Consider the following 10,968-nt stretch of genomic DNA (forward strand, 5'->3'; position numbering starts at 1 on the left):
ACTGTTTACCGCTAAGGTCCTTGACGCATTTTCCTTTCCTGCATTTTGAACAGTGTAAAGAAAACTCTTCGATTGGCGAGACAGGATGGCGAAGACAGAGAAGTAGTTGCACTTACACTGTTTACCGCTAAGGTCCTTGACGCATTTTCCTTTCCTGCATTTTGAACAGTGTAAAGAAAACTCTTCGATTGGCAAGACAGGATGGCGAAGACAGAGAAATAGTTGCACTTACACTGGTTACCTTATAGATACTGCCATCCATATATAAACAAAAAAAAGACAGGATTTCCTGTAAAGGAGTTCCTGTCTTTTTCTTACTAATTATTTTGCAGCGCTGTAACGTTTTGCAACTTCATCCCAGTTTACAACATTCCAGAAAGAATTGATGTATTCAGGACGACGGTTTTGATAGTTTAGGTAGTAAGCATGTTCCCAAACGTCCAATCCAAGAAGTGGAGTTTTACCTTCTGATAATGGATTGTCTTGGTTCGGTGTACTTGTTACTTCCAATTCGCCGTTGTTGACAGCAAGCCAAGCCCAGCCAGATCCAAAACGAGTAGTAGCCGCTTTAGCGAACTCTTCTTTAAAGCTGTCAAAGCTTCCGAATTTAGAAGTGATAGCATCTGCTAATTCACCAGTTGGTTGTCCGCCGCCGTTAGGTGAAAGGATTTCCCAGAATAATGTGTGGTTAGCATGTCCGCCACCATTGTTGCGTACAGCTGTACGTACAGCTTCAGGTACTGCGTCAAGGTTAGCGACAATTTCTTCAACGCTTTTGCTTAGAAGTTCTTGGTTGCCTTCTAGGGCATTGTTCAGGTTTGTCACATATGTGTTGTGATGTTTAGTGTGGTGAATGTTCATTGTTTCTTTGTCGATGTGTGGTTCTAATGCATCATATGCATACGGTAATTGTGGAAGTTCAAAAGCCATTATAAAATTCCTCCCTATGTAAGCTGTTTTTTTTGAGGGCTTCAGTTCTGGAAAGATACCTGAAGCTCGCTAGCAATAGAGTATCAAATTTTTGTAACCGTTTCAAACCTTATGCCTCAATTTTTCATTTTTCGATTTTATTTCCTATGAGAATACCACGTATATAAAATATCCTATCATCAGAAGTTGAATGATGCCTTTGGTGATTACGCTGCTTATAAAACCTACAACGGAACCAAGGCCGATTTTAGAAGCAGTAACCGGGTCTTTTTTATGGACTAGGATTTCCGCCAAGAATGCCCCGATGAATGGGCCTATTAGAATTCCGACGAACGGAATCACGAATGGTCCGACCAGAAGCCCAATCGTACTGCCCCAAACCCCCGCTTTCGTTCCGCCATATTTTTTGACTCCAACCATGTTTGCTATATAATCAGCTGCGAATAAAAGGATGACGAATAAAATTTGGACAGTCCAGAAAAACCAGCCAAATGGTTCAAAGGAATAAAATAGTCCATATAACAATATTCCGCCGAATATGAATAAAACACTTGGGATGATCGGAAAAATCAGACCGACAAAGCCCGTTATGAACATGAGGATAATTATTATCCAAAATAGTGTATCCATAACTAAAAACGCCCTTTCTCATTTCATTTATTATTTTTTCCTCTATCACTCCATAATTGCCTCTTTATTAATGGTTGAAACCATTGAAGCAGAAAACAGGTTGTTTTATTTTTCCCAAATAGTTAAAATTGGTTAGGAATCTTATATAGTTAGGTGCTGAAAACATTGAACATATTCAAACAACTATGGGTAAGCATATATTCTCCTAAAGATATCGCTTCCTTTCAAAGCCAAGGTATCGGGAAAACGATATTATTCGTATTCTTTATAAGTCTCATTGCCTTTCTCCCTTCAGCTTTTTATTTCGGTACAATGATAGTTGACGGGATAGATGCCATGAATGAAACAGTATCTGAAGACTTACCTGCATTTGAAATCAAAAATGGCACGTTGACGACTGAAGAAGGTGAACCATTTAGCCTGAATAAAAACGGATATCAAATTTTTGTAGATGGTACGGGGACCTTGACCCCGGAAGAAGTAGCTGCAAAAGCTGATGAGGCTGTCGCCCTTTTAAAGTCTGATCTGGTGTTCGTATCTGGCGGCAACGTGCAATCCACTCCATATTCACTTCTGGAAGGAGATAATCAGGAAATATCCACTTGGCTTGAGTCAGTTGAATCTGTGCTACCGATCATCCTTCCATTGCTACTACTTATATTATACCTGTTTACTGCTAGCGGAATCTTCATTAAAGTGACAATCCTTGCCGCTTTTGGACTTCTTTTCAAAAATGCCCTTGGCCGTTCGCTTTCCTATAGGCATCTATGGAGAATTGGTGCATATAGCATTACACTTGCCACCATATTCTTCACCATCATGGATGCTTTTAAAGCAACGGTTCCATTCGCTTCAATCATTAGCTGGTTTGTGACATTGATAATGTTATATTTATCCATTAAAGAAACAGCTGCTAATAAGATCGCAGATTGACCTTAAAAAGCAAAAAGACCCGGAACCCATCTGTTCTGTTCCGGGTCTTTTTGCTTTTGCAGTTTCTCCCTGCTTTCCCGCATATGACTACAGTCATATTTTTTCATCTCTTCTTAATTCGACAAAATACTCACCAAGTCATTCTTATACTTAATGTTGAAATAGTATTTAAGAGGTGATAGACGTGAAGGAGAGTAATATTGATGTACAAGGGCTGTTACTCATAATGAAGGCAAGAGAAATTGGTCTGACCCCAAAGGAAACTAACATTCATTCAAATAATAAGGATTTTAATCAACTGAAAAAGAAAAATGGAATGACCCTCCCACATTCCATTTGAAAAACTGCCCATTTTTAGGCATATTTTTAGATTCTTACAAGTATAAATGAAATAAAGACAAGCTTGGGAGGATGGAAAATTGAAACGGCTACTGCTTTTTATCTCATTCTGTTTCACTTTATTTATTATTTATTTCGATTTGACTACGGGTACCCTGCCGCCTTCCCATCCACCGGCCACTACAGGCCAACCGACCGTCCCGGCCAGTAAGCCTGCATCCGCACCATCTGCCGCTTATAAAGAAATCACCATGAAACCCGGGGATACCTTACTCTCCATCATTGAAACGGAAAAAGTCGGATCTAATCAGCCAATCGAAACGATCATTTCTGACTTTCAAAGTTTGAATGAAGGATTGAAGCCCGAAAATATGCAGATTGGCAAAACATATAAGATTCCCGTTTATAAATAACCTCTAAATGGGGATCTGCGCACTCCCAAGCACCATTAAAAGGGATTTCTAAGCATCGAATATATCCAGTAATGGGTAATTTCACTTGTTAAAAAAAGATAATGCGACCTATTTCCTTGTCAAGCGGTATGTACATTGATACAATATTTCAGAGAAACAAATTAAAAATCAAAACTGATTTTTTCCTAAAGGAGAGAATTCCACTTGAGTGAAATCATACATCGCACCAAGACGCGGCCAATTAAAGTCGGAAACTTAACGATTGGCGGCAATAATGAAGTTATAGTACAAAGCATGACAACTACCAAAACACATGATGTTGAAGCAACAGTTGCAGAGATCCTTCGTCTTGAAGAGGCGGGATGTCAAATCGTACGTGTCGCCTGTCCGGATGAAAGGGCAGCTGATGCAATCCCCGAGATAAAAAAACGGATAAACATCCCACTTGTAGTCGATATTCATTTCGATTATAAACTCGCTCTTAAGGCAATTGAAGGCGGAGCGGATAAAATCAGGATAAACCCTGGTAACATCGGACGCCGTGAAAAGGTAGAAGCTGTCGTGAAAGCTGCGAAGGCTAAAGGAATTCCAATCCGCATCGGGGTAAATGCTGGTTCTCTCGAGAAGAAGATCCTCGATAAATATGGATACCCCACTGCCGATGGCATGGTTGAAAGTGCTTTACACCATATCAAGATCCTGGAAGATCACGATTTCCATGACATCATCGTTTCCATGAAGGCTTCTGATGTGAATTTAGCCATCGAAGCATATGAAAAAGCTTCTAAAGCATTCGATTACCCTTTACATCTGGGAATCACGGAATCAGGTACACTGTTCTCAGGAACCGTAAAAAGTGCTGCCGGACTAGGTGCCATCCTAAGTCAAGGTATTGGAAGCACGATGCGTGTTTCCTTAAGTGCCGATCCTGTCGAAGAGGTGAAGGTGGCAAGGGAGCTCCTAAAAGTATTTGGCCTTGCTTCTAACATGGCCACATTAATTTCCTGCCCTACTTGCGGTCGGATCGAGATTGATTTAATCTCGATCGCCAATGAGGTTGAAGAGTACATCCAGACGGTTAAAGCACCAATCAAGGTATCAGTGCTTGGTTGTGCGGTAAACGGTCCTGGGGAAGCCCGTGAGGCTGATATCGGCATAGCTGGGGCTCGTGGTGAAGGTTTGCTGTTTAGAAAAGGTCAGATTGTACGCAAAGTGCCTGAAGAGACGATGGTCGAGGAACTGAAAAAGGAAATTGACAAAATCGCTGAAGAGTACTATGAAAAACAAAGAGCCGAAGCTGCTGCTGCCGCTTTACAAAATAAATAAAAAAAATCCCGATTTTTCATTATCGGGATTTTTTTTATTTAAAAACCCTTTGATGCATTTTAAGAAATGACATCAAAGGGTTTCAAATTGTTAAAAGAATGGCAGGATGAATATGCCAACGATGATGGAGATTGCACCTATTACTATGGCCCAAGTACCCAAGTTTGATCCCCTGCTTCTGGCCACTATCCCTACAATTATACCCACAACCCCTAAAATGAACGGCATCATGAATAACGATAAAATGGAGATGATCAAAGCTATGACACCAATAGCCTGTCCTCTTGAAGCAACATTCCCAGAATCATCAGCCTTAGTTGACTCATTATTCTTATATTCCCTGATTCGAGGTGGTGTTGAAATTTCTGCAGACGTTTCTTCATTATACTGGTTATCCATATTATTGGTAATGGTCCCACGACTTTCATACCGCCTGTCATCTGCAGGTGTATCTTCATTATAATATCGCTCATGATGCTGATCATCCACAACAACGGATGGTTCACTGCCCTTTTTAGTCAATTGCATCTCATCGTCAATACTGGAGTATTGATCTTTTTCCATTAGTGAATCCCTCACTTTCGTTTATGGAGCATTTATAGTGTATGTAAAAAGTGATGGAATCCATCGTGAAATGGTTTCATGTCTTGGAAATAAATACGGGTTTTTACCAAAGCTATCTTGGTATATGTTACACTATTACAAGTATTGAATATGAGGAGAGATTCATCATGAAAAAACGATTTGGCATCGATATAGATGGAACTGTTACGAGACCTGATTCCATGGTCCCTTTTTTAAATAATGCTTTTCAGCTGAATTTAGCATATGAAGACATAACGGAGTATGACTTATACCCATTCGTTAATGTTCCAAAAGAAGATTTCACTAAATGGTTCATTGAAACCGAGCCAATCATCTATTCCGAATCTTTATTGGCTGAGGGAGCAAAGGATGTATTGGAAAAATGGACAGAACAGGCTAACTTATATTTCATCAGTGCCCGGAGCAACCGTTTATTGGATATAACGAAGAATTGGTTCACGAGCAACGAAGTCCTATATGATCATATCGAGCTTGTAGGATCACACGATAAAGTTGCTGCAGCCAAGAAATTTGAAGTCGATCTCTTTTTAGAGGACAAGCACGATAATGCAGTGGCCATTTCGGAAGAGTGTAAAATACCCGTGATTTTATTTAATACCCCTTACAACCAAGATCCTGTGCCTGAAAGGGTGATCCGGGTCAACAATTGGCAAGAAGCTTCTGTCTGGGTGAATAATTGGATGTCAGGGCAACCGGCAACTATAAAGTGAAACAGGAAAAACCATTGACCGAGTGTCAATGGTTTTTATGTTTCTAAGATGCACTGCATGCAGGACATCGTCCGTATATTTCAAATTTATGTCCTGAAACATCGTAGTCCTTCAAGCTTTCCTGAAGTTCCTGCATCGGACACAATTCGATTTCTTTCGTTTTTCCACAATTCAAACAGATAAAGTGGTGATGATGGGAAGAATGGCCGCATGTAAATCGAAAATGCTTTTCCCCTTCCAACTCCGTCGCTTCAAAGATGCCTAATTCGACAAATAAGGAAAGATTCCGGTAAATCGTATCAAAGCTTAACCCTGGATAGTCTTTTTTCATATTCTCCAATACATCTTTTGCCGTTAAATATTTATCGCTGGAAGAGAAAAGCTGAAGCATTTCTTCCCTCTTTCCTGTATGTTTAAAACCTTTATCTTTTAATAATTGCATGGCAGTAGTTACGTTCAAAAAACATCACCCCATCTATCGATTTTTCCACTTATCAAACAAAATTGACAAGATGAGAATTAGCACAGCTATTATTACAATGGTCCCACCAGGAGCGAGATCAAGGTTGTATGATAAAAATAATCCGCCTATGACGGATACTTCACCGAATATTACCGAAAAAACAATCATCTGCTTAAAGCCCTTTGCGAAACGGAGACTGGCTGCTACAGGGAGCGTCATGAGCGAAGAAACCAGTAATATGCCAATGATTTTCATAGAAGCGGCAATGACCAATGCGACCATGACAATAAAAATAAAATGAATCGCTTTATAAGGTATTCCCGACGCTTTTGCATGCTCTTCATCAAATGATAACAGAAATAATTCTTTATACAATAGGGTGAGCATTAATGCAACGACTATCCCCACTGCCAATATGACATATAAGTCAGCCCGGCTGACGGCGCTGACACTGCCGAATAAATAACCATATAAATCCGTATTGAAACCATTTGCAATGGATATGAAAATGACACTAAGACCCATGCCGCCGGACATTATGATCGGGATTGCAAGCTCTTGGTAATGCTTGTACACCCCTCTTAATTTTTCAATGAATAATGAACCACCTACAGAAAACGCCATTCCTATATAAAGTGGATTCAATCCTGCTAGAGATAGAAAGCTCTTCTGAAGCAATAAACTAAACGCTATACCAGCAAGCGCTACATGACTGAGAGCATCGGAAATCATCGACATCCGCCTTACCACGACAAAAACGCCCACTAATGGCGCAATCGCTCCGATGATGATTCCGGTCAAGAATGCGTTCTGCAAAAATTCAAATTGCAATATCCCCGATATCATTGGGCTATCCTCCAAAACATATTAATGATTATGATTTAATAATTGGACCCCATGTCCATAAATGGATGAGAGCTCGCTTTCATTCAACTCATTATATTCACAGGCATCCCCGTGAAAATGAAGTTTTTTATTTAAGCAGGCGACATGTGTGACTTTATCCGTCACAGTACCAACATCATGGGTTACTAAAATCAGTGTTATTCCTAATTTTTTATTCAGCATCTCAAGCATTTCATAAAATTGGTGGACGTTCTTTGAATCAACGCCAACCGTGGGCTCATCCAATATCATCAATTCCGGCTCGCTGACCAGTGAACGGGCAATGAATACCCTCTGCTGCTGCCCTCCGGACAATTCTCCGATATTGCGGTTCTGATATTCAAGCATATCCACGGATTCCAAAGCTTTCTTCACCTTTTGCTTATCCTCTTTGACTGCAAACTTGAATAAACCGATTTTTTTGGTCAAACCGCTTTGAACCACTTCAAATACAGTGGCAGGGAATCCTGAGTTGAAGGAGTTCGCCTTTTGGGAAACGAACCCTACCTTTTGCCAATCTTTAAAGCGCCTTATGTCTTCCCCGAATATTTCAATTTTTCCCTTTTGGAGCTTGAACAGACCAAGCAGCAATTTCAAAAGGGTTGACTTACCGGATCCATTCGGCCCAACGATAGCTAAGAAGGCCCCTCTAGGAATTTCAAGCGAAACATGTTCCAGCACTAGATCTTTTGTATATTTGTAAGATATATCTTCTAATTTAATTATGGGGTTTACTACATTATCCAAAGAGATCACCTTTTTTTTAAGAATCATTACGATTAACAATCGTTAGTATAAATCAAAGAAGTCCAGATGTAAAGAATCCGGTCCCCTGAACAAGTGTCCATCCGCCCTGAACCATCAAAAAATGTTAGCTGAACCAAATTCCCGTAAATCAAACAAACTTTCATGTTCACATACGTCTGCTTCCTTCATATGTTTTAACAAAGGAGGAGATCGTTTGAAATTATTTGAAATGATGGTCAATCATAAAATCAACAGTATTCGCCCTGATGAACTGCTTTCCCTTGCTAAGCAGCATGGGGTTGCACTCACCCAAAAACAAGCACAGGATATCACTGCACTTCTAGCAGGTAAAAAAATCAACATTTTTGATATACGTCAAAGACAGAACGTACTGGGTCAAATTACAAAAGTTGCCGGAGCAGGCACAGCCAGGGAAATAGAATCCCTCTTTAACAACCTTACTTCCACCTTTTAAGCCTACTTTGAATGAGTATACTTAAACTAAATGTAAAATGAAAGGACGATTCATCGAAATAAAGATGAATCGTCCCTTTCTATTATGATTATTGCTGAGATCCGATTTTTTCCAGTAAATCTTCTTCAAATTGATTATTCTTGAACATATCAATTTCAAATTTATAAGGGGCCTTTTTGTCTTTCTTGTCTTCCCCTACATAAGGTGTTTCCAGGATTTTTGGAACAGTGCTTAATTGCGGATGGTGGACAATATCATTCAACGCCTTAAAACCGATATGACCGAAGCCAATGTTTTCATGGCGGTCCTTACGCATGCCGCGTTCGTTTTTACTATCGTTTATATGAAGGACCTTGATGCGGTCAATACCGACCAATTTATCAAATTCATTCAGCACACCATCAAAATCCTCAATGATATTATATCCTGCATCGTGAGTATGGCAAGTATCGAAGCATACCGATAATTTTTCATTATGGGTCACACCATCAATGATCATCGCTAACTCCTCGAAAGACCGGCCACATTCAGTACCTTTACCCGCCATCGTTTCAAGGGCAATCTGAACTTTATCGTCGGCTGTCAGCACTTCATTCAAACCTTCGATGATTCTCTTTATTCCCATTTCACTGCCTGCACCAACATGCGCACCTGGATGAAGTACGATCTGCCTTGCACCTATCGCTTCGGTCCGATCGATTTCACTGCGTAAGAAGTTGACCCCCAGCTCGTATGTGGCTGGATTCGTGGTATTTCCTATATTGATGATATATGGGGCATGGACTACGATGTCGCTTATTCCATTCTCCTCCATATGCAGTCTTCCGGCTTCAATATTTAAATCCTCGATTTTTTTACGTCTTGTATTTTGAGGGGCCCCCGTATAGATCATGAATGTGTTGGAGCCATATGAAGCCGCTTCTTGACTCGCAGCAAGAAGCATATTTTTCCCGCTCATTGAAACATGCGATCCAATCTTCAGCATCTGATTACTCCCCTATTTCTTTCTCTGTATACGACGTTCGCGTTTTTTAAAGTTTTCCACATCGCGTTGAATTTTCTTTTTGTATCCTGGCTTGACTTTAGTTGGCTTCTTGACGTGCCTGCTCGCTTTAACATCGATATCAGATTTTTGTTTTTTACGGTTTTTCCGTTTATTACGTTCGTCGATATCAACCCAATCACCGTTTTGGATATCGGCATCACGGAATTCGATGCCCATTTTTTCAAGCCGGTTCAATGAATCTTCATCGGATGTATCATAAATGGTAGTGGCAATGCCGGAATATCCTGCACGAGCAGTCCTTCCCGTCCTATGGATGTAAAAATCCAAATCTGATGGCAATTCATAGTTTATGATATGGCTTACACCTTCAATATCGATTCCACGGGAAGCCAGATCAGTCGCAACGATGAATTGATACTCTAAATCTTTGATTTGCTTCATCATTTTTTTACGCTCACGAGGTGTTAAATCCCCATGAATACGACCGACATTCAACCCTTTTTCAATCAAGGAATTAGCCACATGATCCGCCATTTTTTTTGTGTTCGTGAAAACTATCGCCAAATAAGGATTATAACGAACAATGATGTCATGAAGTAACTGCTCCCTGTTACGGTGGCGAAGCGGTACCAGAACATGTTCAATTTTCGCAGCTGTCGCCTGCTTCGGATTCACTTGAACATACTTAGGATTCTCCATATATTTATTCAAAAACGGCTTCAATTTTTCAGGAATGGTTGCCGAGAAGACAAGCATTTGAATTTTTTCAGCCATACGTGATGCAAATAAATCGACATCTTCAAGGAATCCCATGTCTAGCATAAGGTCCGCTTCATCGACTACAAGCATTTTTGCTGTATACACTTGTAAGGCCTGAGCCTCAACCAAATCCTTGATCCGGCCTGGCGTTCCGATTACCAACTGTGGCTGTGTCTTCAATTTATCTATCATTCGTTGTTTATCAGTACCACCGATGAAACAGCGGACTTGAATCTGCTCATCCTCAGGGAAATGGTCAGCAATTTTCAAAGCTTCTTTGTAGATTTGGTTCGCTAACTCACGGGTTGGTGCGGAAATAATCGCTTGAACCTCATTTTTACCAGCATCAAGCCTGTTCATAATCGGCAGCAAATAGGAATGTGTCTTTCCTGTACCTGTCTGCGACTGGCCAATTAAGCTACTTCCCTTTAAAAGCGACGGAAGCACACGCTCTTGAATTTCCGTCGGCTTATCGAACCCTAAAGTACGAACTGCATCTAGAATGTAGCTTTTCAAATTAAATCGTTCAAATTGGTTTTGTTTCATCAAAAAACTCCTTTATCCTGTCAGTCATTAGACATGTCCTGTTATTATAATAAATTTTACATAAAAAGCGCAAGCGCCTGGGTAGCTCGTGAAGAAAATAGGGATTGTCCCATAAGGCGCTTTTTGCCTTGTGAGGGCAATCCTCTTTTTCACAGCGAGCTAGGCGCTGAAGCTGGATTTCATAAAAAGCGCAAGCGCCT

15 protein-coding genes are annotated in these 10,968 nt (G+C 40.4%); 6 read left to right on the top strand and 9 right to left on the bottom strand.

Annotated features, from left to right (window positions below; genetic code table 11):
* Positions 1-321 precede the first annotated feature (321 nt).
* Together sodA and ACFX4L_RS23790 are read right to left on the bottom strand one after the other, a co-directional pair.
* Entirely contained in the window at positions 322-930 is a 609-nt protein-coding gene (gene sodA / locus ACFX4L_RS23785; protein ID WP_034308436.1) for a superoxide dismutase SodA, read from the bottom strand.
* A 144-nt stretch (positions 931-1,074) separates the two neighbouring features.
* Positions 1,075-1,560, bottom strand: a complete 486-nt coding sequence (locus ACFX4L_RS23790; protein ID WP_377406433.1) for a DUF456 domain-containing protein — start codon at positions 1,558-1,560, stop codon at positions 1,075-1,077.
* A 165-nt stretch (positions 1,561-1,725) separates the two neighbouring features.
* On the opposite strand from ACFX4L_RS23790, the gene ACFX4L_RS23795 reads away from it, so the two are divergent.
* From ACFX4L_RS23795 to ispG, 4 genes are all read left to right on the top strand, one after another.
* On the top strand, positions 1,726-2,493 hold the full coding sequence (locus ACFX4L_RS23795; protein WP_284470218.1) for a DUF1189 domain-containing protein: 768 nt from the start codon (positions 1,726-1,728) through the stop codon (positions 2,491-2,493).
* A 184-nt stretch (positions 2,494-2,677) separates the two neighbouring features.
* Positions 2,678-2,833: a hypothetical protein gene (locus ACFX4L_RS23800; RefSeq protein WP_377381516.1), complete on the top strand. Its 156-nt coding sequence runs from the start codon at positions 2,678-2,680 to the stop codon at positions 2,831-2,833.
* 79 nt (positions 2,834-2,912) lie between these two features.
* The gene (locus ACFX4L_RS23805; protein ID WP_061464076.1) at positions 2,913-3,245 is read left to right on the top strand and encodes a LysM domain-containing protein; all 333 of its coding nucleotides are present in this window, start codon (positions 2,913-2,915) and stop codon (positions 3,243-3,245) included.
* A gap of 213 nt (positions 3,246-3,458) precedes the next feature.
* Positions 3,459-4,571 carry a flavodoxin-dependent (E)-4-hydroxy-3-methylbut-2-enyl-diphosphate synthase gene (gene ispG / locus ACFX4L_RS23810; RefSeq protein ID WP_289321200.1) on the top strand — a complete coding sequence of 371 codons (1,113 nt, stop codon included), beginning with the start codon at positions 3,459-3,461 and terminating at the stop codon, positions 4,569-4,571.
* Positions 4,572-4,661: 90 nt separating this feature from the next.
* On the opposite strand, the gene ACFX4L_RS23815 is transcribed toward ispG, so the two are convergent.
* On the bottom strand, positions 4,662-5,135 hold the full coding sequence (locus tag ACFX4L_RS23815) for a DUF308 domain-containing protein (RefSeq protein ID WP_289337339.1): 474 nt from the start codon (positions 5,133-5,135) through the stop codon (positions 4,662-4,664).
* 167 nt (positions 5,136-5,302) lie between these two features.
* Between ACFX4L_RS23815 and ACFX4L_RS23820 the strand changes: the two genes are divergently transcribed.
* Positions 5,303-5,887 (top strand): 5' nucleotidase, NT5C type, encoded by a 585-nt coding sequence (locus ACFX4L_RS23820; RefSeq protein ID WP_089361526.1) that lies wholly within the window; start codon positions 5,303-5,305, stop codon positions 5,885-5,887.
* 43 nt (positions 5,888-5,930) lie between these two features.
* Here the strand turns inward: ACFX4L_RS23820 and ACFX4L_RS23825 are convergent, their stop codons facing one another.
* Genes ACFX4L_RS23825 through ACFX4L_RS23835 form a run of 3 tightly spaced genes read right to left on the bottom strand, consistent with a single transcriptional unit; the run spans position 5,931 to position 7,982 of the window.
* On the bottom strand, positions 5,931-6,347 hold the full coding sequence (locus ACFX4L_RS23825; protein WP_061464080.1) for a Fur family transcriptional regulator: 417 nt from the start codon (positions 6,345-6,347) through the stop codon (positions 5,931-5,933).
* Between the two features lie 15 nt (positions 6,348-6,362).
* Positions 6,363-7,196 carry a metal ABC transporter permease gene (locus ACFX4L_RS23830; protein WP_061464081.1) on the bottom strand — a complete coding sequence of 278 codons (834 nt, stop codon included), beginning with the start codon at positions 7,194-7,196 and terminating at the stop codon, positions 6,363-6,365.
* A 21-nt stretch (positions 7,197-7,217) separates the two neighbouring features.
* Positions 7,218-7,982, bottom strand: coding sequence for a metal ABC transporter ATP-binding protein (locus ACFX4L_RS23835; protein WP_250211687.1), 765 nt, complete (start codon positions 7,980-7,982; stop codon positions 7,218-7,220).
* A 214-nt stretch (positions 7,983-8,196) separates the two neighbouring features.
* Here ACFX4L_RS23835 and ACFX4L_RS23840 point away from each other — a divergent pair, with 214 nt between their 5' ends.
* On the top strand, positions 8,197-8,457 hold the full coding sequence (locus tag ACFX4L_RS23840) for a DUF2624 family protein (RefSeq protein WP_061464083.1): 261 nt from the start codon (positions 8,197-8,199) through the stop codon (positions 8,455-8,457).
* An 88-nt stretch (positions 8,458-8,545) separates the two neighbouring features.
* Here ACFX4L_RS23840 and ACFX4L_RS23845 read toward each other — a convergent pair whose 3' ends face one another.
* From ACFX4L_RS23845 to ACFX4L_RS23855, 3 genes are all read right to left on the bottom strand, one after another.
* Positions 8,546-9,442, bottom strand: a complete 897-nt coding sequence (locus ACFX4L_RS23845; RefSeq protein ID WP_284470215.1) for a deoxyribonuclease IV — start codon at positions 9,440-9,442, stop codon at positions 8,546-8,548.
* A gap of 12 nt (positions 9,443-9,454) precedes the next feature.
* A complete protein-coding gene (locus ACFX4L_RS23850; RefSeq protein WP_061464085.1) occupies positions 9,455-10,768 on the bottom strand; it encodes a DEAD/DEAH box helicase in 1,314 nt (437 codons plus the stop codon).
* On the bottom strand, positions 10,749-10,968 hold a 220-nt coding region (locus ACFX4L_RS23855), incomplete at its 5' end, for a hypothetical protein (protein ID WP_377406436.1). The genes ACFX4L_RS23855 and ACFX4L_RS23850, both read right to left, overlap by 20 nt.

This window comes from Peribacillus sp. YIM B13482 (assembly GCF_042787975.1).
GTDB classification, from domain to species: Bacteria; Bacillota; Bacilli; order Bacillales; family DSM-1321; genus Peribacillus; species Peribacillus simplex_A.

Excerpts from the sequence above, each read along its gene's own strand:
- ACFX4L_RS23815 (WP_289337339.1), bottom strand. The coding sequence starts at position 5,135 with ATGGAAAAAGATCAATACTCCAGTATTGACGATGAGATGCAATTGACT.
- ACFX4L_RS23845 (WP_284470215.1), bottom strand. The coding sequence starts at position 9,442 with ATGCTGAAGATTGGATCGCATGTTTCAATGAGCGGGAAAAATATGCTT.
- ACFX4L_RS23830 (WP_061464081.1), bottom strand. The coding sequence starts at position 7,196 with ATGATATCGGGGATATTGCAATTTGAATTTTTGCAGAACGCATTCTTG.
- sodA (WP_034308436.1), bottom strand. The coding sequence starts at position 930 with ATGGCTTTTGAACTTCCACAATTACCGTATGCATATGATGCATTAGAA.
- ACFX4L_RS23820 (WP_089361526.1), top strand. The coding sequence starts at position 5,303 with ATGAAAAAACGATTTGGCATCGATATAGATGGAACTGTTACGAGACCT.
- ACFX4L_RS23790 (WP_377406433.1), bottom strand. The coding sequence starts at position 1,560 with ATGGATACACTATTTTGGATAATAATTATCCTCATGTTCATAACGGGC.
- ACFX4L_RS23850 (WP_061464085.1), bottom strand. The coding sequence starts at position 10,768 with ATGAAACAAAACCAATTTGAACGATTTAATTTGAAAAGCTACATTCTA.